The organism is Epilithonimonas hominis (assembly GCF_003730015.1).
GTDB classification, from domain to species: Bacteria; Bacteroidota; Bacteroidia; order Flavobacteriales; family Weeksellaceae; genus Epilithonimonas; species Epilithonimonas hominis.
In genome coordinates this window covers 151,070-173,779 of the sequence record NZ_RJTU01000034.1, presented here as the reverse complement: position 1 = coordinate 173,779, position 22,710 = coordinate 151,070, and the positions used below count along the sequence as shown (strand labels likewise).

The 22,710-nt window shown below is 36.5% G+C and carries 19 protein-coding genes and 1 pseudogene; 7 read left to right on the top strand and 13 right to left on the bottom strand.

The annotated features are described in order from the left end of the window. Positions 1-88: 88 nt before the first annotated feature. The 5 genes from EGH73_RS05290 to EGH73_RS05270 all read right to left on the bottom strand — a co-directional run bounded on the left by EGH73_RS05290 (position 89) and on the right by EGH73_RS05270 (position 5,102). Positions 89-1,096 carry a VWA domain-containing protein gene (locus EGH73_RS05290; RefSeq protein WP_123280980.1) on the bottom strand — a complete coding sequence of 336 codons (1,008 nt, stop codon included), beginning with the start codon at positions 1,094-1,096 and terminating at the stop codon, positions 89-91. A gap of 4 nt (positions 1,097-1,100) precedes the next feature. Beyond that, entirely contained in the window at positions 1,101-2,045 is a 945-nt protein-coding gene (locus EGH73_RS05285; RefSeq protein ID WP_245985430.1) for a VWA domain-containing protein, read from the bottom strand. A gap of 99 nt (positions 2,046-2,144) precedes the next feature. Further along, positions 2,145-3,101: a BatD family protein gene (locus tag EGH73_RS05280; RefSeq protein WP_123280978.1), complete on the bottom strand. Its 957-nt coding sequence runs from the start codon at positions 3,099-3,101 to the stop codon at positions 2,145-2,147. 47 nt (positions 3,102-3,148) lie between these two features. Further along, a complete protein-coding gene (locus tag EGH73_RS05275; RefSeq protein ID WP_123280977.1) occupies positions 3,149-4,009 on the bottom strand; it encodes a DUF58 domain-containing protein in 861 nt (286 codons plus the stop codon). Between the two features lie 88 nt (positions 4,010-4,097). Continuing rightward, complete coding sequence (locus tag EGH73_RS05270) at positions 4,098-5,102, bottom strand: AAA family ATPase (RefSeq protein WP_089770453.1); 1,005 nt, start codon at positions 5,100-5,102, stop codon at positions 4,098-4,100. Between the two features lie 185 nt (positions 5,103-5,287). Here EGH73_RS05270 and EGH73_RS05265 point away from each other — a divergent pair, with 185 nt between their 5' ends. The 6 genes from EGH73_RS05265 (at position 5,288) to EGH73_RS05240 (ending at position 11,259) form a co-directional block, all read left to right on the top strand. Further along, positions 5,288-5,767: a DinB family protein gene (locus EGH73_RS05265; RefSeq protein ID WP_089770454.1), complete on the top strand. Its 480-nt coding sequence runs from the start codon at positions 5,288-5,290 to the stop codon at positions 5,765-5,767. A 23-nt stretch (positions 5,768-5,790) separates the two neighbouring features. Beyond that, positions 5,791-6,234, top strand: coding sequence for a hypothetical protein (locus tag EGH73_RS05260; RefSeq protein WP_089770455.1), 444 nt, complete (start codon positions 5,791-5,793; stop codon positions 6,232-6,234). A gap of 210 nt (positions 6,235-6,444) precedes the next feature. Next, positions 6,445-7,197: a 23S rRNA (guanosine(2251)-2'-O)-methyltransferase RlmB gene (rlmB, locus tag EGH73_RS05255; RefSeq protein WP_089770456.1), complete on the top strand. Its 753-nt coding sequence runs from the start codon at positions 6,445-6,447 to the stop codon at positions 7,195-7,197. Between the two features lie 72 nt (positions 7,198-7,269). Continuing rightward, the gene (locus EGH73_RS05250; protein ID WP_245985428.1) at positions 7,270-8,313 is read left to right on the top strand and encodes a DUF6263 family protein; all 1,044 of its coding nucleotides are present in this window, start codon (positions 7,270-7,272) and stop codon (positions 8,311-8,313) included. Positions 8,314-8,322: 9 nt separating this feature from the next. Next, positions 8,323-8,553, top strand: a complete 231-nt coding sequence (locus EGH73_RS05245) for a hypothetical protein (protein WP_123280975.1) — start codon at positions 8,323-8,325, stop codon at positions 8,551-8,553. Positions 8,554-8,721: 168 nt separating this feature from the next. Further along, positions 8,722-11,259: a YfhO family protein gene (locus tag EGH73_RS05240; protein ID WP_123280974.1), complete on the top strand. Its 2,538-nt coding sequence runs from the start codon at positions 8,722-8,724 to the stop codon at positions 11,257-11,259. A gap of 59 nt (positions 11,260-11,318) precedes the next feature. Here the strand turns inward: EGH73_RS05240 and EGH73_RS05235 are convergent, their stop codons facing one another. The 7 genes and pseudogenes from EGH73_RS05235 to ychF all read right to left on the bottom strand — a co-directional run bounded on the left by EGH73_RS05235 (position 11,319) and on the right by ychF (position 20,009). Beyond that, on the bottom strand, positions 11,319-11,960 hold the full coding sequence (locus tag EGH73_RS05235) for a rhomboid family intramembrane serine protease (RefSeq protein WP_123280973.1): 642 nt from the start codon (positions 11,958-11,960) through the stop codon (positions 11,319-11,321). Between the two features lie 30 nt (positions 11,961-11,990). Continuing rightward, a complete protein-coding gene (locus EGH73_RS05230) occupies positions 11,991-14,567 on the bottom strand; it encodes a DNA gyrase/topoisomerase IV subunit A (protein ID WP_123280972.1) in 2,577 nt (858 codons plus the stop codon). Between the two features lie 9 nt (positions 14,568-14,576). Then, a complete protein-coding gene (locus tag EGH73_RS05225) occupies positions 14,577-15,062 on the bottom strand; it encodes a hypothetical protein (RefSeq protein ID WP_123280971.1) in 486 nt (161 codons plus the stop codon). A gap of 62 nt (positions 15,063-15,124) precedes the next feature. Continuing rightward, on the bottom strand, positions 15,125-17,008 hold the full coding sequence (locus EGH73_RS05220) for a DNA topoisomerase IV subunit B (RefSeq protein ID WP_123280970.1): 1,884 nt from the start codon (positions 17,006-17,008) through the stop codon (positions 15,125-15,127). A gap of 167 nt (positions 17,009-17,175) precedes the next feature. Next, a pseudogene (locus EGH73_RS05215) lies at positions 17,176-17,952 on the bottom strand (TIGR00266 family protein). A 77-nt stretch (positions 17,953-18,029) separates the two neighbouring features. Next, the gene (locus EGH73_RS05210) at positions 18,030-18,830 is read right to left on the bottom strand and encodes a T9SS-dependent choice-of-anchor J family protein (protein ID WP_123280969.1); all 801 of its coding nucleotides are present in this window, start codon (positions 18,828-18,830) and stop codon (positions 18,030-18,032) included. Between the two features lie 87 nt (positions 18,831-18,917). Continuing rightward, on the bottom strand, positions 18,918-20,009 hold the full coding sequence (gene ychF / locus EGH73_RS05205; protein WP_123280968.1) for a redox-regulated ATPase YchF: 1,092 nt from the start codon (positions 20,007-20,009) through the stop codon (positions 18,918-18,920). A gap of 388 nt (positions 20,010-20,397) precedes the next feature. Between ychF and EGH73_RS05195 the strand changes: the two genes are divergently transcribed. After that, positions 20,398-20,694, top strand: coding sequence for a hypothetical protein (locus tag EGH73_RS05195; protein ID WP_123280966.1), 297 nt, complete (start codon positions 20,398-20,400; stop codon positions 20,692-20,694). On the opposite strand, the gene EGH73_RS05190 is transcribed toward EGH73_RS05195, so the two are convergent. Then, on the bottom strand, positions 20,672-22,699 hold the full coding sequence (locus EGH73_RS05190) for a recombinase (RefSeq protein ID WP_123280965.1): 2,028 nt from the start codon (positions 22,697-22,699) through the stop codon (positions 20,672-20,674). The genes EGH73_RS05195 and EGH73_RS05190 overlap by 23 nt on opposite strands. Positions 22,700-22,710 lie beyond the last annotated feature (11 nt).

Sequence of the window (22,710 nt, the reverse complement as noted above, 5' to 3'; positions counted from 1 at the left end):
AGCCCGACTTGAGCGGAAATCCTTTTTACGCAACGAAGTGGAGTGAAAAGATTGGGAGCGGAAGGCGGATTAAGCTGCCCTAATTATTCTACAAATTAAAATCCCTCTTCGGATTGAAAAGATAAATCAAAAAGAAAAACAAAACGGAAACCGCCAAAAAGTATTGGTAATAATGAACTGCAGATTGTGAACTTATCGTAGTTTTGGTGGAACTTGAGGACTTATGAAGTTCGGTGATAAGATTATTAATGGCGTTATCAAGATTGTTCCCGTCGAGATAATTACCTCCGGTTGAATTAGCTATATTTTTAAGTGCTTTCGTTTGTAACTTTGAAACAACCGTTTCTCCATACATATCAGATTTGTAACCCATCAATTGTCCAAAATAATATTCAGGAATTGGCGCGCCTTCTTCCGTTCCCACACCAATCGTCGTTACTCTGATTCCTTCTTTTTTGGCAAGATTAATAGCTTCATCCTCGTGACCTTCGTTATCCTCCCCATCACTTATTAAGACAATATTTCGAGAACCTTTGGTGATATTTTTAAATTTCTGAGCAGCGATTTGGATTGGTTTTAGAAAGTCGGTTCCTTGGTTTTGGATAACGCTGGTTTCGATTCCAGAAAGATAAGTCTCAGCGGCAGAATAATCACTGGACAAAGGCATTACAGAATAAGCATCGCCTGCAAAAACAATGATTCCTACTCTATCATTCGTCATCTTTTGAAGAGAATTGATGATGATATTTTTCGCTTCTTCCAATCGACTCGGTTGGATATCCTGAGCATTCATCGAGTTGGAAACATCCAGAACGAAAATTGTGCTGCTTACATTTTGTTGTACACTAATTTCTTCTTTCCCGCCCAAAAGGTCAATAATCGAAAATATCAGAAATAGAAATCCGAGTAAATATAAAACTGGAAATAGCTTTGCAAAGCCAGATGTTTTCTCGAACAACACATCTTGGAATCTATTTTCTGCGAAAAGGTTTCTTTTGCGGTTTTTCCAACGAATATAATGAATGATGAAGTAACCAATGACAGGCAACAACAGAAGCAACAACAGATACCAGTAATTTCCTAAATACCAATTCATCAGTTTAATTCAAAATTTTAAAAATTACCCATCTCAACAACGCATCCAACAATAGAATTCCTAAAGCTATCCAAAGAAAAATTCTGAAATATTCTTCATAATTATACAATTTCGAAGTTTTCACTTCTGACTTTTCCAATTGATTAATCTCATCATAAACATTCTGAAGACTACTGTTGGAAGTCGCACGAAAATATTTTCCACCAGTCAACTGCGCAATATCCATCAATGTATTTTCATCAATCTGAGTTTTGGTTTCCGTGAAGACCAATTCACCGAAAATATTGGTCGCTGTGGGCATTGCTGCATATCCATTGCTCCCAATTCCAACCGTATAAACTTTGATACTGTTATTTTTTGCCAGTTCTGCAGCGATTTGTGGTGGCATCGCATTCAAAACAGTATTCACACCATCGGTCATCAAAATGATGATTTTACTTTTGGCTTTACTTTTTTTCAAATGATTGACAGCAACAGAAAGTCCTTCTCCAATTGCTGTTCCTGGTTGTAATTCGAGAGGATTAAGTTGATTTAATTCATCAATAACCACTTGGTGATCGGTTGTCAAAGGAACTTTGGTGTAAGCTTCTCCCGAATATGCGACCAAACCAATTCTGTCATTTTCTCTTTTATTAACGAAATCAATTGCGATTTTTTTCAACGCTGTTAATCTGTCTGGGTCAAGGTCTTTCGCCAACATACTGAGTGAAACGTCCACTGAAAGCATAATATCAATTCCCTTGGACTCGTCTCTATCCTGAGAAATTGTATAAGTTCTCGGTCTTGTCAAAGCAATAATCAAAGCGGTAAGAATGAAATATTTCGAAATCTTCAGAAAAGTCATTACCAGCGAAATGTTTCCGCTCGGCTGCATATTCTTCACCGAAGGCACAACAATTCCTCTACTCTTTTTCTTGCCCGAATCCAATATCAATAATGGAATGAACAAAATAAAAAGCAGTAAAAACCACGGACTGTAAAACTCGAAATTCACGGATTAATTATAAATGATTAATGATGATTGATAAATGATTTTATTAAACTTTTCTTATTTTAGTTTTCGTATTTTCAATTGGTCTTTATCCGTAAGCTCCGCCTGAGAGGCATTACGAAGATTTTCTGCTTCTATATCTTTTGTAGATCGTTTTACAAAATCCCGGATTGCCGTAAAATCTTTTGACATCAGTTCCTTTGTGGGAATTGTTTTTGCAAATTTCACCAAGTCTGCACGTAAAAATATGTCTTCTACCACCTTTTCATTCTGCTGAGAGATTGCATTGTTATTTTTCATATACTCTATCAGATCATCCGTAAGCAAGACATCGGCAGGAATCTGGTATTGTTTTACGATGAAAGTTCTCATAATATCAATCAACTCAATATAGAAAGAGCGGAAATTTTCGTTTTCGATATAATTTTTCTTTCTCAGCCTTTCCAGATCTTTCAATGTTTGATTGGTGGTAACAATGGGAGTGGATTTTCGTTTTCTGCCATACTTTATAATCCCAATTATCAGAACAATAATCGCAATAATAATCAAAGCTAAAAGAACATAAAATTTGTAAAGATCCCAGTAATCCTGGACATTCAGTTCCACTTCTTTGTTCTTCATAATATCATTGATCTGATCACCTTTTTTTGCGGTATTGATGACCTCAACTTCGTACGGAATCGTCTTCATTATTTTTCCTCCTACCTTCACTTCCAATTCCGGAATTGTAAATTTTCCTTCTTCAAAAACAGCGAACTTTACCGAGCGTAGATAGATATCTTTTTCCTTGGCAATACTGTCATTAACCATTTCGAAGTGAAAAGGCAATAATTCATTTCTTGGCGCAATCTGCACATCCTTACCATCCAAATCCAAAATCTGAATTTTGAAAACCGCCACTTCTCCCAATGCCAGAGTCGTTTTGTCTAAATTAGAAGACAAGGTTTGTGAAAATCCTAATGAAAAAAAGAATATAAAAAACGAAAAAAATATTTTGAAAAATCTGTTAGACATTTATATAATTGACAGTGTTGGTTTATAGTAAAATCACTTTTTACTTCTTACTTTCTAAAATATTGATAAAGCAACTTGCTGTAATCTTCAGAGGTATTAATATCTAAAAAATGGGCCGAAGAACTTTCAAATTCTTCTTTAATCTGACGCATTTTTTGTTTTTGTTGTTCTGCAAAATCATAACGCCATCTTGCGCTGGAAGTATTGGCCCAGATCTGTTTACCTGTTTCTGCATCACGGAAAAGCGCATAACCAATGTCCGGAATTTCCATATCCTTATCATCAAAAACACGAAGGCCGAGCAACTGGTGCTTTCTTGCAGTTACATTCAAAATTTTCTGGTCAAAGTCATCCTCAAAATCAGAAAAAACAAAAACGAAAGATTTCCTTTTGAAAACGCTCATCATATAATTAAATGCCGCATTAAGATCCGATTTTGCTGGAACATAATCCGCAGTCAGAATATTGCTGATAATCGACAGAACGTGTTTTCTGCCTTTTTGTGGCGGAACAACTTTCAGAACTTTGTCTGCGTACAAAATTAATCCGACTTTATCATTATTTCCTGACGCCGAAAAACCGAGAGAAGCACAAATTTCTGCAACATATTCTCTTTTCAATTGGTTTTTGGTTCCATAATCCATGGATGCGGAAACATCAACAACCAAAATCATTGTCAGCTCTCGTTCCTCCTCCATTACTTTTACGAATGGTTCTCGGAAACGTGCCGTCTTGTTCCAGTCGATTCGACGTGTATCGTCTCCGAATTGATATTGGCGGACTTCTGAAAACGTCATTCCCTGACCTTTGAAAGCGCTGTGATATTGTCCCATTAGCGATGCTTCCGTTTTCTTTCGAGTCCGGATTTCTATTTGCTTTACTTTTTTGACAATGTCTTTTATCTGCATAAATCAATTGATAATTGTCGGTTGTGTGTTGATAGTTTTCAGACATCGAAGTTTTCCGACAACTGACAACCATCAACTAACAACCAGTTTAGGGCGCTTGTATTTTCCCTAAAATTTTATTGACGATATCATCCTGAGAAACTTCCTCCGCTTCAGCTTCGAAGCTCAATCCGATTCTGTGTCTCAAAACATCTTTTGCAATTTCTTTCACATCTTCCGGAATCACAAATGCTCTTCCTTTGATGAACGCATAAGCTCTGGACGCAATTGCCAAGTTGATACTTGCTCTAGGCGAGGCTCCAAAACTGATGTAATTTTTTATATCAGACAATCCATACTTTTCAGGGTAACGGGTTGCGAAAACCATATCCAGAATATATTTTTCGATTTTCTCATCCAGGTAAATCTGGTTGATGATTTTCTTTGCTTCCACAATCTGATCTAAACTAATAACCTGGCGGATTTGCGGAATATCTTGCGTAGAAATCATCCGCATCACTTTTCTCTCATCTTCAAATTCCGGATAATCGATTTTACACTTAAGCATAAAACGATCCGTTTGCGCTTCCGGTAGAAGATAAGTTCCTTCTTGGTCGATTGGGTTTTGTGTAGCTAAAACTAAGAAAGGTTTTGGCAAAGGCATTGTCTCGTCTCCTATTGTCACTTGCTTTTCTTGCATCACTTCCAGCAAAGCCGACTGAACTTTAGCAGGAGCTCTGTTAATCTCATCAGCTAAAACAAAATTAGCGAAAACGGGACCTTTCTTGATGGAAAAATCGTTGTCTTTGACATTATAAATCATCGTTCCCACAAGATCCGCAGGCAACAGATCCGGCGTAAACTGGATTCTTGAAAACTGTCCGTGAACCGCTTCTGCCAAGGTTTTTATTGCAAGTGTCTTTGCTAAACCAGGTACGCCTTCTAGGAGAACATGTCCATTTCCCAAAAGTCCTATCAATAGACGGTCTATCATATATTCCTGACCGATAATAGCGCGGTTTATTTCTTGTTTTAGAATATTAAAAAAGTAATTCTGTTCTTTTACTTTCTCTGTAAGCTGTCTGATATCTTCTGCTTGATTCAATTCTGACATAGTTAATCTTAATAATTGGTAAATTTCTTATAAAAACCTGCAATGGCAAACACAACAACTGCTAATCTTGCGTTAAATATTTGTTAAAAGAAAAAGCTAATTGTTACAATGTTTTAGTGAAACCGGATTATTTGCCGTTTATTAATAATTAATCTAACTTTGATATAAATAATACATACTAAAAAATGAATTATCATTTTGCCAATCACAGACAAATCAGAAAAAATCTGCTGCACATTTTACAAAATACATCAGAAAAAGATCTCCTCACCATCCCGGATGGCTACAACAATAATATCTACTGGAATATTGCCCATTGCGTGGCAACACAGCAATTATTGTGTTATTATCTTAGTGGAAATCAGTTCCGCATTGATAAATATTGGATTGAGACCTACAAAAAAGGAACTTTTGCCAATGTAGATGTGAAATCTTCCGAAATGGAGGATCTGGCTTTTCTACTAATAGAAACATCCAAAATTCTGATGAAGGATTTTGATAATGATTTTTTTCCGGATTATACACCCTACTCCACTAGTTTTGGGATTGATCTGAAAAATATTCAGGATGCGATTATTTTCAATAATATGCACGAAAGCCTGCATTACGGCTATATTCTTTCTCAGAAAAGAGCTTTGATCGGGGAAGGATTGAGCAGTTTATAAATGATGAATTTTATAAGTGATAAATGATTTCTTTTAATCTTCGATTTCTTTTTCCGATTGTAATTTTAGGATTGTTATCATTTTCAAAATCAGAGAATGAACGATTCAAGTATTATAAGCCAATCGGCAAACCTCAAGAAATTGAAGTATTTTATCTGACTTGGGAAGACTCCAATTTGCCCAATTTCATCAAAACATCAGACTACAAAAAATTCGTGGACAAAGCGGAATTGATAAATTACTGTTTCTACCTAGATTCCAAAGATCCTGAAAAAAGGAAATTCAAAATCCCTCTTAATACAGATAAACTTATCAAAAAAATTCCCTTGAAACTGAAAGGTAAACTATTTAAAACCAATCAGTTTGACAGCACCTTCCCAACTCCACTTTTTGAAGACCTCCGAAAAACCGGCGATTTAAAATTCAAAACGGAGAATGATGAATTTTTGGTTTTTGTTTTGGATTAAGAACTAAACCACATAGTCACATAGATTTTATAAAATTGATTATGATATAATATAATTTCTATTTTGACTTTAAGAAAATCTTATTTTTCCTAGATGACTATGTGGTTTCCATAATTTCATTGTCATAATAAGTTCAAACTAGAACTTTACAATTTTCTTAAGATAAAACTAAAATCAAAAACCTTACTTTTGCAAAACAAAATCTCATTAATGAATCAAGAGAAAAAAGACGATTTTATTTTCGGGTTAAGGCCTGTATTGGAAGCTATTGAAGCAGGAAAAACTATTGACAAAATATTTGTCCAGAATGCCTTACAAGGCGAAATTTATATCGAGCTGAAACAGCTTCTGGCAAAACATAATATCCGTCCCAATTATGTTCCTGTAGAGAAACTGAACCGTTTTACTAGGAAAAATCACCAAGGTGTGGTTGCCTTTATTTCAGATGTTCCTTTTCATAAAATCGAAGATGTTTTGCCGCAACTTTTCGAGGAAGGAAAAACGCCTTTTATCCTGGTTCTTGACCGTCTGACCGATGTGAGAAACTTCGGTGCAATCTGCAGAACTGCCGAATGTGTGGGCGTTCACGCTGTTGTAATTCCGGAAAAAGGAGCTGCACCGATTAATTCTGATGCTATTAAAACGTCGGCAGGAGCAATTTATAACATCAAAATCTGCAAAGAAAAAAATCTGGCTCACACGGTAGATTTCCTTCAGCAAAGTGGCGTATCCGTTTTTGCAGCAACAGAAAAGGCGCAGAAATTGATTTATGACGTCGATTTTAAAGAACCTTGTGCCGTTGTAATGGGAAATGAAGAAACCGGAATTTCTAAAGAAGTACTTCATCACGCAGATGAAAAAATAAAACTTCCTATAGAAGGTAAAACACAGTCTCTGAACGTCTCTGTAGCGTGTGGTGCTATTCTTTATGAAGCTGTGAGACAAAAAACAGTTGTTGGTTGATAGTTTTTAGTTTATAGAAATTAGCTTATCAATTATCATTCATCAAACATCATTAATTATTAAATATCGATTATGAAAAAATTAACAGCGCTTGCGCTTATCGCAATAACACTAACTGCCTGTAAAAAGGAAACGAAAACCATAACAAGAGTAGATCCTAAAACAGGAAAAACTGAAACGGTGACAGTAGAAGTTTCGCCAGAAGAAGCTGCAAAACCAAAGGCTATTACAGACAGCAGCGGCATTTATAAACAAAAATTTATCCTGGAAAAAGGCACAACTTATCCATTGGTTTCTTACCAAAGAGAAATCCAGTCTTTTACATCACCGGACGGAAAAACGATGAACGGAACCAATGAAACGACAGATGAAATGTCTGTAACCGTGAATGACTTTAAGGATAATCTATACGACCTAACCCTTAACCTGATCGGGAAAAGAATGTCCAGTTCGGCTAACGGGAAAACAGTGGTGATCGATACGAAACAAGCTGCTCCAAAAGAAGAAGGTCTTAAAATGAATTATCTGGTGAGCAAAGGTCTGGCAGGAAATAAGCTGAACGTAAAAATGGATGCTTACGGAAACATTAAATCTGTGACAGGATTTGAGTCCGTTCACAATAATCTGAGAAAAGCAGTTGCGGGAACAATCAAAGATAAAAAGCAGCAGGACGCACTGATTGAAAACTTCAAAGCTGGTTTTAATGAGGCGATGATGAAAGAACAACTGACTAAAAACCTAAAGCTTTTTCCTGCAAAAGGGGCAAAAATCGGAGAAAAATGGACCACTTCTGAGGATATTGACCCGAGCGGAAAATTGAAACAAACTTTGACTTTCAAGTTGGTAAAAGTTGAAGACGGAAAAGCAGAAATCGATGTAAAAGGTACAATTCCGTCAAAATCTGACAAGCAATCCAAAGACGGAATGACACATACAATGAGTATGGGCGGTTCTGAAAGCGGAAAAATCATCATCGATGAAAATACAGGTTGGCTTCTGAACCAAAATCTTTCTGTTAAAACCAATCAGAAAGAAAGTCTATCCGACGGTAAGCAAACCCAAAGTATGACCAAAAACTCTACAACTTCTATAATAATTAATCCGTCTTATAAATAAAATCAGGAAATGAAATACATTTTCGAATTCATATTAGCAACCATCATCATATTCTTCGTTTGGAATATTTTGAAACGATTGTTTTTCAATTCGTTTTATAAAAATTTTCCAAATTTCAAACCGGGAAATCATCAAAGTCAGAATCCTAAAACAGATTCTAAAAAAATGCCGAATCAGAAAATAAAATGGGATGCGGAAACGGTGGATTATGAAGAAGTGAAGGAAGAGAAAAAATCCTAGTTAAAATCTTAATTAAAATAAACGTAAAACCTTTCAGATTATGAAGTCTGAAAGGTTTTTTTATTATTAAATTTGGAAATTAAAATTTACAACCAATTTACAATTGTTTTTATTAGAAAGCATTGATTTTTGAATTCAATAAAAAAGTTTAATATATAACATCTGAATATGTTCAAAAATAAGAAGAATCTAATTTTTATCTTGGCGAGTTTCGTCATTTTTATTTTGTTGGCAGTTGTTTACGCAAACCCTGTCATATCAGGAAAACGCCTGATGCAACACGACATTGTGTTCTACAAAGGCGGTGCGGAAGAACTCTTGCAATACCGCGCCAATAACGACAAAGAAACTTACTGGAGCGATGCGATGTTTGGCGGAATGCCAACTTACCAAACCGGAGCACAATTCCGTGGCGACGTCATCAAGAAAATCGATGATTTGTTCTTGTTTCTTCCAAAACCAGCGAATTATTTATTCTTATTATTTGCAGGATTTTTCTTTTTGGGATTAGTCGCTGTCAAAAACTGGAAATACGCTTTGCTAGGCGCAACTTTTTTCGGATTATCGACTTATTTTTACATTATTATTGCCGCTGGACACAATGGAAAAGTACATACGATTGCTTACTTTGCACCACTTTTAGCGGGGATTATCCTGGTATATTTCAGGAAAAAATATATTCTCGGATTTATTGTTACCGCGCTTTTCGCAGGTTTACAGATTTGCGCGAATCACCCTCAGATGACTTATTATCTGTTCCTGGGATTAGGATTCTTATTCCTGTCAGAACTCATCAGAGCCATCAAAGGAAAAATCGAATGGAAACATTTTCTGATTTCTACTGGAATTGTTGGCTTCGCAGTCATAATCGGTGTTGGAATGAATTCCCAGAGAATTATGGCCAATGCCGAATATGTGAAAGAAACCGTACGTGGAAAACAAATCCTGAATACAGGTTCCCACACCGCGGGAAAATCAGGAATGGACAAAGAAAGCATCACGATGTGGAGCTACGGAAAATTGGAAACGCTTAACTTGTTCATTCCGCGATTGATGGGTGGTGGAAGTCAGGAAGAAGGTTCTGACAAAATAATGGCACACATCCAAGAACTGGCTCAGGAAAATATCAAATCCCAGCAAGAATATGATATGATGGTGAAAGGTTTCGGTAGTCCGACTTATTGGGGCGACCAGCCAAGCACGTCGGGGCCGGCTTATCAGGGAGCTGTGGTGTGTTTTCTCGCCATTCTTGGATTTTTCTTTGCCAGAAAAAAATATAGATACTGGATTCTGGCTGCATCAATTCTGACCATTTTCTTAGCCTGGGGAAGTAATTTTGCGCTACTGACAGATTTCTTTATCGATTATGTCCCGATGTACAATAAGTTCCGTGCGCCATCTTCGATTTTGGTAGTCGTGGAATTTCTATTCCCTTTGATTGCAATTCTTGGACTTTATCAATTTTTTACCAGTGAAAAACTGACTGAAGAACACAAGAAAAAAACATTGTTATATGTTTCCGGAACAGTCTTAGGAATCACACTTATCCTGACACTTTTCGGAAAAGGTATTTTAGGCTTTTACACCGCTAATGAAAAGACATATCTTCCGCCATATATTCTGGATTATCTGGTAGATGAGCGTTACAAAATGTTTCAGAGCGATGCTATTAAAGCATTCTTCTATGTTCTGATTACGGCAGCAGCTTTATTCTTCGCACTAAAGAAAAAAATCAATATCAATATCGCTTTATTAATTATTGGTTTTGTGAGTTTATTTGATCTTTGGACGGTTAACAGAAGATATCTGAACGATGATAATTTTGTAGATAAAACCTTCGCAGACAATCCTTTCCAGACAGAAAATTCGGAATATCTAATGAGCAAAGCTGGAAATGACGCCTTCGTCCAAAGTCTTTTACAACAGACCGAAGTGAATAAAGCGTTACAAACCATTGCTGAAAAAGACAGAGACCATTATAGGATTTTTAACAACGTATTATCGACGTTTAGCGAAACCAACACTTCTTTTTTCAAATCATCAATCGGTGGTTATCACGCGGTGAAACTGAGAAGATATGATGACCTTATCAACAAATATTTCTCTACAACCGACCAAGTAAAAACCGTCAGAATCCTGAATATGCTGAACACCAAATATTTCATTGTCGGTGACCAGCAAAAACCACAAATCACGCCAAATCCAGAAGCGAATGGCAATGCTTGGTTTGTTTCTGATATCAAATTCGTGAATAATCCTAACGAGGAATTGAACGAAACTGGAAATGTTGACACCAAAAATATTGCTGTGATTTCAAAAGATGATAAAGCTTATTTTAACGGAAAAAATCTGGTAAAAGATTCAACTGCTTATTTGGATTTGAAAACTTATCAACCCAACGAATTATCTTTTGAATCGGCTTCTAAAACACCTCAACTGGCTGTGTTTTCAGAGATTTATTATCCTCACGGTTGGAATGTTTATTTGGATGGAAACAAAGTGGATTATATCAAAGCTAACTATTTATTGAGAGCACTTTATGTTCCAGCCGGAAAACATAAAATTGAAATGAAATTTGAGCCAGCTGTTATTGAAAAAGGGAAACTATTCTCAATGATAAGTTTTGGATTATTTATTTTATTAAGTTTGATTGGAGGTTATTTTCTGTTTAAGAATTCTAGAAAGTCTGAAATTGCAAAGTCATAATTTAGAAAAAAAATAAAAAAAAAGCAACTCAATTTCGAGTTGCTTTTTGCTTTTTATAGTTAGCCAATTCTTTTATTCACAAAAATCTGGTAAGCCAGGTAAATGAGCGGCAAAGACATAATTCCCAGATAAGGTGCATTTTGTATGGCAAACTCCGGGTAAATGGCAACAGCATAAACCAACCCGAAAAAAGCACCACCAAGATGCGCTGCGTGACCAATATTATCATTCATCCTCGGATTCAGCATCATATAAACAGAATAGCCAAAATATAAAGCTCCGAAAAGATAACCAGGCAGAAAATTGACTTCAATTTCTTTTGGAGCCAATGCTACTGCTGCGAACAAAACACCGGAAACACCGCCACTTGCTCCAATTGCAGAATAGAACGGAACATTTTTATAGACATACAGACAGAATAAATTCCCTAAAACAATAGATGCCAGATAAATGATGAGAAAACCGCTGACACCAAAACCCACGATCGCAATGGGTGCAAAGAAATAAAGCGTAAGCATATTGAAAAACAAGTGCATAAAGTCTGCGTGCAGAAAACCTGCAGAAATAAGCCTGATGTACTCCTTTCTTCTTTGGATAGCTCCGACTTCGAATTTATATTTCTGAAACAACTCGGGTTTCTGAAAACCAATGTAACTCGTGATACAGGTAATCGCTATAACGATGATTAATATCGTATTCATTTTATTATTGTGTGCTAATTAAGTTTTAATTTAGTTGACCTCTTCATCAAAAAGACTGCCAATGGTTCCGCCTTCCTCATCCACCTCATCTTCACTTTTTTCCTCATGTTCAGGTTCTTCTTCCATCATTTCCGGTGGTTCCGGAATGGTGATATTGATAGTTTTTACTTTATCTTTTGTGAGCTGATTTCCTATCGCTTTGATACCTTTTACCGCAATGAATTCGTCCAAATCAACCGTTTCTGGATCTTTTTGCTTGTCTTTGATCTTTGGAAATACAATTTCAGCAATAGCGCCTGAATGGGTTGTTACAAACTCTAAGAAGGACTTGGGATGGTCATTCGTAAAAAACGACTGTACGTTGGAAGTAGCTTCCAGCAGAAACCTTTTAACGAAATACTTATCTTTTTCACCATCAAAATAAATGCAGGTAATTGGCTGTTCCGGATTCCATTTTTCCAGAATCAGATAATCATCATCGAAACGGTTCATCAAATCGAACGAAACCAGTTTAGCTTCACCTTGGGAATTGATGGTGAGAATTTTATCATCGCCTTTGAAATTTCCGAGCAAGCTTCCCCTTCCGTCGGCATTCAGCCGCCTTACCGAATCATCGAACCAGATTTTCCGCGGTGCAAGTGTAGATACGCCTTCTTCCTTCAGATCTACCTTTTTCACAGCATATTTTGTCACCAAATTCCCTTTGGAATCCCTTCCTTTTATGGCAAGATCGGAAAAATCAATATCTATTTTATTTTTTCTCACTCTTGCATTAGGCTTTAGCAAAACGGAAACAATTTCCGCTTCACCGTTAGGATTGGCTGTAAAATACAGCATTTCTGATCCTTTCTTATCGGAAGCCAGCTTATAATCTGTGTTTCTTGTAACGCCGGTTACGGAAAAGCGCTTCATATAATAAGGACCTTCTCTTCCTTCCCGGTAGATCATATTGTAAACCGTACGTTTGTCATTCTTTTTCCAGACTGCAACGTGTACAATATTTTTGCCAATAAATGTCTTGGGCTCCACTTTCACCACTTTCATTGTTCCGTCTTTCTGGAAGGTGATGATATCATCAATATCCGAACAGTCGAACAGATATTCGTCTTTTTTGAGTGAAGTTCCTATGAAGCCTTCTTCCCTATTGACATAGAATTTTTCATTTGCAACGGCAACTTTGGTAGCATCGATTGTATCAAAAATTCTGATTTCAGTTTTACGTTCTTTTCCTTTACCATATTTTTTCTGAATATTGGTATAATAATCTATGGCATATGTAATCAAATTAGCAAGATGATGCTTCACCTGCTCGATCTTGCCTTCCAAAGCCAGAATATTCTCCTTAAACTTATCCAGATCGAATCTCGAAATTCTTTTAATTCTTATTTCTGTAAGCCTAACTATATCTTCTTCTGTAACAGATCTCAACAGATGTTTCGTGTGTGGTTTCAAACCTTCGTCGATGGTCCTGATGACCTCATCCCAGGATTTGACTTCCTCGATATCGTGATAAATACGGTTTTCTATAAAAATCCTTTCCAGTGAAGAAAAATGCCAGCTTTCCTGCAGTTCGTGCAACTCTATTTCCAACTCTTTCTTTAGTAAAGAAACCGTGTGATCCGTATTGTGTTTCAAAATATCAGAAACTGAAAGAAACATTGGCTTATCGCCGACGATTACACAAGCGTTGGGTGAAATCGGGACTTCACAATCTGTAAATGCATACAACGCATCTATGGTTTTGTCTGGAGAAACATCGGGATGGAGATGAATATTAATTTCTACAACATCAGAAGTATTATCCTCGATTTTTTTAATCTTGATTTTCCCTCTTTCATTGGCTTTCAGAATACTGTCTATCAGATCACTTGTATTCTTGGAAAAAGGTAGTTCGGTAATGGTTAATGTATGTTTGTCTTTCTGCGAAATCCTTGCTCTTGCTCGGATTTTACCTCCTCTTTTCCCGTCATTATAAGCAGAAACATCCAGCATTCCCGCAGTTAAAAAATCCGGAAAGAGTTCAAACGTTTTCCCTTTCAAATAAAGAATGGATGCAGTAATAAGCTCATTAAAGTTATGAGGCATTATTTTGGTAGACAGACCGACACCAATTCCTTCTACACCCTGTGCGAGCAACAGCGGAAACTTAACCGGAAGATCAATGGGTTCATTGTTTCTGCCGTCATAGGATTTTGTCCAATGCGTAGTTTTCGGGTTGAAAACTACTTCTAAAGCAAAAGGTGTGAGCCTTGCCTCAATATATCTTGCAGCCGCTGCAGAATCTCCTGTATATATATTTCCCCAGTTTCCCTGCGTGTCTATAAGAAGTTCCTTTTGTCCAATCTGAACCATTGCATCTGTGATGGAAGCATCCCCGTGAGGGTGATATTTCATTGTATTCCCTACAATATTTGCAACTTTATTATAACGCCCGTCTTCCAACTCCCGCATAGAATGCATGATTCTTCTCTGAACCGGCTTGAAGCCGTCATAAATGGATGGAATTGCCCTGTCTAGAATGACATAAGATGCATAATCCAGAAACCAGTCTTTATATAAACCGGAAACTTTTTTGAGGCTTTCTTCGTGATGCGTACTTTCTTCCATTAATCTTTATTATCTTCTTGATAAATTTTCTTTATTGCTTCTAACAACTTTATTTAGTGAGGATATCAAATCTTTCAGTTCATTTTTACGCAGATAAGTGACATCATATTTCAACACAATCACCTTGTTTTTTTTACTTGAGACATAGATATATAATCTTTTAAAAATATAAAAATTGATTACATTATATTTTAACAATTTGTATTTAGGAAATTCATCCTTCTTGTTTTCCTTAAAAAATATATAACGAATGTGATTATTTCTAAAATTGAGCGTTTCGCCATCACTATCGTACTCAAAAATAGGTTTTCCAAACATATAAAGAAGCAGATAAAGCAACAGCGGAATAACCACTAGAATCCAAGCTTTTTTTCCTAAAACATCAAACTTATTGATTTCTAGAACAAACCCAATCAAACCTAGTATAAAAATAATCCCAACTAAGGAATAGATAAAACTATATAAAGGTTTTCTACTTCTGTTACTTAATCTCATCCTTTTGGCGTCTCTGTGTTTCTGTGTTTCTGTGTTTTTGTGTTGTGTTTATTTTATTTGAACTAATTATCTAGCTCCCTAATTATTTCTTTTCTGTCTATGTCAGTTTCTTCCACCACCAGATTATCAAGGATAAACAATTGACGGTCTGGTGTATTTTTTCCCATGTAGAACTCTAGTATCTGATCTATTGTAAGATCTTTTCCTACAACCACAGGTTCCAATCTGATATCTTTTCCTATAAAATTCTTAAATTCATCCGGAGAGATCTCTCCTAATCCTTTGAACCTTGTGATTTCCGGATTTTTCCCCAAGTCATTCAGCGCTTTCAGTCTTTCCTGATCTGAATAACAATACCTAGTTTCCTTTTTATTTCTTACACGGAAAAGCGGCGTCTGCAAAATATACAAATGGCCGTTCTTGATAAGATCTGGGAAAAATTGCAAAAAGAAGGTAATCATAAGCAATCGGATGTGCATCCCGTCCACATCTGCATCTGTAGCTATAATAACGTGATTATATCTTAAATCCTCAAGACTTTCTTCGATATTGAGCGCAGCCTGAAGAAGATTAAATTCTTCATTTTCGTAAACCACTTTTTTTGTCAGTCCGTAGCAGTTCAGTGGTTTTCCCTTCAGAGAAAAAACAGCCTGAGTTTCCACATCCCTGGATTTAGTTATGGATCCTGATGCCGAATCTCCTTCGGTAATAAAAATCATCGTTTCCGATTTTCTAGCCGCTTTTTGATCATTGTAATGCTGTCTGCAATCTCTCAGCTTTTTGTTATGAAGTGATACTTTCTTTGCTCTTTCCCTAGCCAGTTTCTGGATGCCGGACAGTTCTTTTCTTTCTCTTTCGGAAATGATAATTTTTTTAAGAATCGCTTCTGCAGTTTCTGGGTTTTTATGAAGAAAATTATCCAGCTTATTTTTCAGAAAATCTATGATAAATGTTCTTACAGTAATGCCTCCTGGTTCAATCTCATTGGATCCGAGCTTTGTTTTGGTCTGAGATTCGAAAACAGGTTCTATAACCTTGATGGAAACTGCTGCAATGATTGATTTCCGGATGTCTGCTGCCTCAAAATTCTTATTATAAAATTCCCTGATTGTTTTTACGAATGCTTCCCGAAAAGCATTAAGATGTGTTCCGCCCTGTGTAGTATTTTGTCCGTTTACAAATGAAAAGTAGGTTTCTGTCTGTGACTTGTCCGAGTGTGTGATAGCAACTTCAATGTCTTCCTCTTTTAGATGTACGATGGGATAAAGAATATCACTTTCCAATTCTTCTTCCAAAAGATCTTTCAGTCCGTTTTCCGAAAAAAACTTTTCTCCATTGAAAACAATCGTTAATCCAGGATTGAGATAAGCATAGTTGCGGAGCATGCGTTCCACATATTCTTTTCTGAATTTGAAGTTGAGAAAAATCTCGCTATCAGGAATAAAACTGATTTCGGTTCCGTTTCTGTCGGAAGAATCTGTCTCTGGATAATTTTCTTTGATGACACCTCTGGAAAATTCGGCCATTTTCATACGACCGTCTCTTACAGATTTTACTCTGAAAAAATCGGACAGTGCATTCACCGCTTTAGTACCGACTCCGTTAAGACCTACCGATTTTTTAAACGCTTTACTGTCATACTTCCCGCCGGTATTCATTTTGGAAACCGCATCTACAACTTTCCCCAAAGGAATCCCTCGCCCGAAATCACGGATGGAAACTTTCCCGTCATCCATTTTGATTTCAATCCGTTTTCCGGCCTTCATCACAAACTCATCAATAGAGTTGTCTATAATTTCTTTGAGAAGAATATAAATCCCATCATCTGCAGAAGAACCGTCTCCCAATTTTCCGATATACATACCGGGACGCAAGCGTATATGTTCTTGCCAGTCAAGCGTTCGGATATTGTCTTCGGAATAATTTACAGGATTGATTTCACTCATAATTGCTGAATTTCTATAACGTCTAAGCCTTTAAAAATCGGTAACTCACAAATTTAGCGAAATGAAATTTAATCTGAAAATTTTGATAATATTTTTTAGTTGTTATTTACTTAAAAACAAAAAAGCCAGAACGATGTCTGACTTTAAAAATTTATTATTAATTGGAATCAATTACCGTCAATGAGATCTCCCAGTTTCCCCAAAATACTTCCTTCTTCTCTTCTTGTGCCGCTGCCATACTGAAGAATTTTTCCGGCAAGACGGCTGATTGGCAGAGTTTGTACCCAAACCTTGCCAGGTCCTCTTAGCTCTGCAAAAAATAGACCCTCACCTCCGAACAGCGTATTTTTAATACCTCCTACAAACTGGATATCATAAGAAACTGACTGCGTAAACGCAACAATGCAACCAGTATCAATCTTAAGAATTTCTCCCGGCATCAGCTCTTTTTCCATCACATAACCGCCGCTGTGCACAAAACACATTCCGTCTCCTTCCAGCTTTTGCATAATGAAACCTTCCCCTCCGAAAAGTCCGGTTCCCAATTTTCTCTGAAACTCGATTCCGATAGAAACACCTTTTGCAGCACAAAGGAAACTATCTTTCTGACAAATGATTTTTTCTCCAAATTCGGACAGGTTGAGAGGAATAATTTTCCCCGTGTAAGGTGCAGCAAAAGAAACCTGTCTTTTCTGAGAAGAAGTATTGGTAAATACCGTCATAAAAAGACTTTATCCTGTAAGCATTCTTTTTCCGGCTGTGAAAAGTTTATTCATAAACCCGGAATTACTTCCATCTCCGAAAAGTGTTTCCATTTGGATTCCCTCATTCATCATCATAAAACTGCCCGGTTCTGCAATGACTGCTTCCTGTGGATCCAGTTCAATCTCTACACACTGAAGTTCTTCTCCGTAGATTTTATAATCTATTTCGTGATTTCTCATTTATTTTATTTTTAAGAATTAGTTTTCCTAAAGCTTAAAACGTTACAAAAAAAGCTTCCTGTTTCGGAAGCTTAGTTTTATTTTTTGATGAGTTTTTTGGAGATTACATTTTTGTCCGAATAAACATTAATGATATACTCGCCGTTAGGAAGATCTTTGATGTTGATTTCCTGAGATTTTACTTCTTTCACAATTTTTCCGGTCATATCAAAAACTCTTACATTGTCTATATTTTTGATTCCTGAAATCTTAACGAATTCAGTTGCAGGATTCGGGAAAACCCTGAGCGACAAAGCAGGAGATTCTGAGATTGCCATACCTGAGTTATCTTTTATTTCAATATCATCAATTCCCATATAGAAAATATCCTCGCAATCATAATGTCTGAAGACTAGCTTAACATTTTGTCCTGCATAAGATGAAATATCAATGTTGATAACTTTAGCTACATCAACATATCCTGCATCAAAGGTTTCTTCGAAAACAGGTGTTTCCGATCCGGTGAAAACAGAATTTGCAGGAATTACATAAACCGCATAATGTTCCTCAAACAAATCCGCATCGCCCGCTGCCGCTTTGAAAGACAAATTAAGAGAATTAGAATTCGGAAGTGTAATGGAAGGGCTTTCCAAAAGGTTATCCGGAGTAAAAGCCGCAAGATACCAGGAAAATGAAACAGCAAGATTACCCGTGAAATTTGGGAGCTCATTCAGCTCGGCATTCAGGATTTCCCAAGATTCACCATCACCGTCTTTATCGTAAACTTTCCAAAGCGCAACGGATGCATCATTCTCAAAATCTTCTTTAAAAACACTTGTCTGAGCATTACTAAATATAGCCGTTCCTAAAACAGAAGCAAAAAGTAATTTTTTAATCATAATCCTTTATTTTTTAATCTTCGCTAAAATACAAATAAAAAACTCCCGACAAATCGGGAGCTGTAACTATATTATATCATCTATGAATTATACATTGAATCTGAAGTGCATCACATCACCATCTTTTACGATATATTCTTTTCCTTCCACTCTCATTTTTCCAGCTTCTTTCACTTTAGATTCTGAACCATAGTTCACAAAATCCTCATAACCAATAACTTCCGCACGGATAAATCCTTTTTCGAAATCCGTATGGATTACACCAGCCGCTTGTGGCGCAGTCCAGCCCTGCCCAATAGTCCAGGCTCTTACTTCCTTTACGCCAGCGGTAAAATAAGTTTGCAGCTTTAGAAGATCGTAAGCTTTTCTGATCAATCGGTTTACACCCGGCTCTTCCAGACCAAGCTCATCCAGAAACATCTCTCTTTCTTCGAAGGTTTCCAGCTCGTTGATATCTGCTTCTATCTGAGCTGCCAGAACTACAACTTCCGCTCCTTCATTTTTTGCCATTTCCTCGATTTTCGCGATCCAGTCGTTTCCGTTTTTAATAGAGTTTTCATCTACATTACAAACGTAAAGAACAGGTTTATTTGTGAGCAATTGGACTTCTCCAATAATTGATTTTGTGAAATCGTCCATAGGAAATTCTCTAGCGTTTTTTCCATCTTCTACAAATTTCTGAAGATTCTGAAGTGTTTCGTAAGTCAGGATATCTTCTTTTTTTCCAGATTTGATAAACTTTTTCGCTTTTTCTACAGCTTTGCCAATAGTTTCAAGATCTTTAAGCTGAAGTTCTATATCAATGATTTCTTTGTCCCTCATTGGATCTACAGAACCTTCTACGTGTACGATATTTCCGTTATCAAAACATCTCAAAACGTGAATAATCGCCTCACACTCGCGGATATTCGCCAGAAACTGATTTCCTAGACCTTCTCCTTTACTGGCACCTTTTACCAAACCGGCAATATCCACAATTTCTACCACTGCTGGCAATACTCTTTCCGGATTTACAAGTTTTTCTAACTCGAACAATCTTTTGTCCGGAACGGAAACTGTTCCCAAGTTAGGTTCAATAGTACAAAACGGATAGTTTGCAGACTGTGCCTTGGCGTTGCTAAGACAGTTAAAAAGAGTTGATTTTCCTACATTTGGAAGACCTACGATTCCACATTTCATAACGAAATTTTTATTTTATTTATTAATGTTATGCAAGCTTTTCGGCTCGACCATCTAAAAAGCAATATTTAATTTTTTTTAATGCTAAAATTTCAAATCATTAACACTGATTTTCAGAGTGCGCAAAGATACTGATTTTGTTTTGGAAATTTTGTTTTTTGTTTCTATTGGATGTAAGACAAGTTTTATATTTTTGCGTAAGCTTCCAACGTTGCGAAGCTGTGTGAGGGCGAAGGCAATTGTCGGAGCTCTTTTTATAAAAACTTCGGAAGTTTTTATTAAAAAGCGACTTGCCAAAGACCGACCCGAAGTTTGCGAAATGATGGCGCGAGCGAAGCGAGCGCCAGAGATGAGCAACTGAGGGACACACCCCAATAATAACGATCCAATGAGCAGAAAAAAACGTGAATTCCAGTCTTCTGAACTTCTTAGTTCTTTTGCAAAAATATACGGTTTCGAAGATAAATTAAAAGCTTTCGAAATCAAAGATTTTTTGGAAAATTACCTTTCTGAGGATCTTTTTTCCGAGATAGAAACGGTGAATCTGAAAGAAAAAGTTTTGGTTTTGCGCATAAAATCGCCACTGCTGAAAAATGATTTCAGAATGAGAAAATCCTTTTTCCTGAAGAAGTTCCGAGAAGTTTTAAAAGACGAATCGCTGATTAATGATTTGCTGATTTTGTAGCAATTTCTTCAATCATTTTTTTACTTTTTTCATCCAGCCTGGATCTGAGAGGAAAGAAAAAACGGAATGGGTTTCTGATAAAGTATCTGAAAATCTCTCTGAAAATTTCTTTAGCCTCATTAATCTCTACTTTTCTTGACCTGAAAGCCAACAGCATAGATAATCCGAAACTGACTGCAAAGTTGAAAAATCCGATAACAAAAACGGTCACAAACGATATCCAAAATGTATATGAGCTCACTACAAAATCTTTTCCGTAAAGTCCCAAAGCAAAGTTACCGGCTGCAAAGGTTATATGGCGTATATCCAGATCAAGCCCCAGAAAAAGACCGATTGGAGCAGTTGCTCCGAGAAAAACACCAAACCAGAAATTGGAAATGATACCTGCCCAGTTTTTGGAATAATAAATAGACAATTGCTTGGCAAATCGTGGTCCAAAAAAATAATTAATCGATGGGTTTTTAGCAATTCTTTTAGGAATCTGATAAAAAACCGAATTATTACTTATATTACCAGAAATAACGCCAGAAATAAAGAGAAAAACACCAGCTATACAGGCATGCAAAATAGCTTTTGACTGAAAGGGATCTAAATCATGTAACAATTTTGTTGACTTTTCGAAGGCAAAATTCTGTTTAAAAAGTATTTCGAGTCCATATATCATTGCTAATGCGACAGGGAAAGACATCAACACATTTCCAATAAACGCAATAAACTGCGATCTGAAAAGCTGCGAAACAACATGCGCAAATTCTGTATAAGTATTTGTGCTATCACCTTCCGAGAGCACCTTCGCCATTGTGGCTGCGGTCATAGCAGGTTGTTTGGTTGCTAGGGTAAAATGCATCAAATAGATCATCACAAATCCCATCGCATAATTCATGGAAAACAAAAATGCGTGGGCAAAATCACTGGTTGGGATATAGCTGTAAAGCATTTTCAAAATACATAAAGCTCCGACAATAACGCCACCCCCAGAAGCTTTCCAGAACATCTTCATATAAGCTTTGAAAGTAGAAGTGATGTAATGCGTACCGGTTTCCGCCGTATGATTGGTTATGAGATGCGACATCAGACGGGTGCTGTCCGAAACCAAATCCCGAAGATTGTTCTTATGAGATTTATATCTGAGTATATTAAAAAAAAGCTGCTTAGAATTAATCAGGTAATCTTTTTCTGTATCTACCACAAAAAGCTTAATCGTATCTGCCATTCTTTGGAGCTGTTGCCTGATTTTCAGTAATGACTGATTGGTCTTGCTGGAAATCCCATATTTTGAAGAATTTTTAAATGCAATATTTATAAATTCCAAACACTGATCTAGATAAACTTTCGTTTGTTTATACAAGATATCCGTTGAGGTCATCTGGAAATCAGGATTATCTTTAAACTCAGAATTAAGTACATCCAACTCGTTCTGAAGCGCAAGGAAGGGATTATCGAAATTGCGATATTCTGGAGCCATTTTCATCACTTCTACATCCAGAGCATTGCCTATCACACGCCAAGCAAGAATATTGACTGAGAAGAGAAGCTCTTTCTTAACTTTAGTATTTCTAATAAAATCATCGATTTTAAGCAATCTAAATAACTCATCCATTTTATCCTCCGGTGAATTCTGAAAGAAGCTCAGATCCTTTTTTGGCGTCACCAAAACGTTATCTACAAGATACCAGACCGTTTTTTCATTTTCAATGGGAGGAAGAACTTTATTAAGCAATCTTTTTTTAAACTCCGGGAAAAAAGCATTTTCAGAAAGGATATCGGCTTCTGTAAGAGAAAGATTAAATGACCTGTCTTTAAAGATATTTCTCAGGTATGTCGTCAGATTATTAGTGATGGTTTTATTATCCTTCAGATAAGCCGTAAAAACACCCAAGTCTTCTTTTTTAAGACTTGTAATAATTTCTGACAAAGGATCCAAAGACAACGTCTCATTTTCTTCTGCAAAATACTTTTTCAGAATTGTACTGAAAGTGTCTTTTTTAAATAATCTGATTCCCATATTACTTACAA

Bases quoted from the DNA above. Each gene is read 5' to 3' on its own strand.
- EGH73_RS05265 (WP_089770454.1), top strand. From the start codon at position 5,288: ATGAATTATCATTTTGCCAATCACAGACAAATCAGAAAAAATCTGCTG.
- EGH73_RS05220 (WP_123280970.1), bottom strand. From the start codon at position 17,008: ATGAGTGAAATCAATCCTGTAAATTATTCCGAAGACAATATCCGAACG.
- EGH73_RS05235 (WP_123280973.1), bottom strand. From the start codon at position 11,960: ATGAATACGATATTAATCATCGTTATAGCGATTACCTGTATCACGAGT.
- EGH73_RS05260 (WP_089770455.1), top strand. From the start codon at position 5,791: ATGATTTCTTTTAATCTTCGATTTCTTTTTCCGATTGTAATTTTAGGA.
- EGH73_RS05270 (WP_089770453.1), bottom strand. From the start codon at position 5,102: ATGTCAGAATTGAATCAAGCAGAAGATATCAGACAGCTTACAGAGAAA.
- EGH73_RS05290 (WP_123280980.1), bottom strand. From the start codon at position 1,096: ATGAATTGGTATTTAGGAAATTACTGGTATCTGTTGTTGCTTCTGTTG.
- EGH73_RS05280 (WP_123280978.1), bottom strand. From the start codon at position 3,101: ATGTCTAACAGATTTTTCAAAATATTTTTTTCGTTTTTTATATTCTTT.
- EGH73_RS05190 (WP_123280965.1), bottom strand. From the start codon at position 22,699: ATGGGAATCAGATTATTTAAAAAAGACACTTTCAGTACAATTCTGAAA.
- EGH73_RS05250 (WP_245985428.1), top strand. From the start codon at position 7,270: ATGAAAAAATTAACAGCGCTTGCGCTTATCGCAATAACACTAACTGCC.
- rlmB (WP_089770456.1), top strand. From the start codon at position 6,445: ATGAATCAAGAGAAAAAAGACGATTTTATTTTCGGGTTAAGGCCTGTA.
- EGH73_RS05210 (WP_123280969.1), bottom strand. From the start codon at position 18,830: ATGATTAAAAAATTACTTTTTGCTTCTGTTTTAGGAACGGCTATATTT.
- EGH73_RS05240 (WP_123280974.1), top strand. From the start codon at position 8,722: ATGTTCAAAAATAAGAAGAATCTAATTTTTATCTTGGCGAGTTTCGTC.
- EGH73_RS05245 (WP_123280975.1), top strand. From the start codon at position 8,323: ATGAAATACATTTTCGAATTCATATTAGCAACCATCATCATATTCTTC.
- EGH73_RS05275 (WP_123280977.1), bottom strand. From the start codon at position 4,009: ATGCAGATAAAAGACATTGTCAAAAAAGTAAAGCAAATAGAAATCCGG.
- EGH73_RS05230 (WP_123280972.1), bottom strand. From the start codon at position 14,567: ATGGAAGAAAGTACGCATCACGAAGAAAGCCTCAAAAAAGTTTCCGGT.
- EGH73_RS05195 (WP_123280966.1), top strand. From the start codon at position 20,398: ATGAGCAGAAAAAAACGTGAATTCCAGTCTTCTGAACTTCTTAGTTCT.
- EGH73_RS05225 (WP_123280971.1), bottom strand. From the start codon at position 15,062: ATGAGATTAAGTAACAGAAGTAGAAAACCTTTATATAGTTTTATCTAT.
- ychF (WP_123280968.1), bottom strand. From the start codon at position 20,009: ATGAAATGTGGAATCGTAGGTCTTCCAAATGTAGGAAAATCAACTCTT.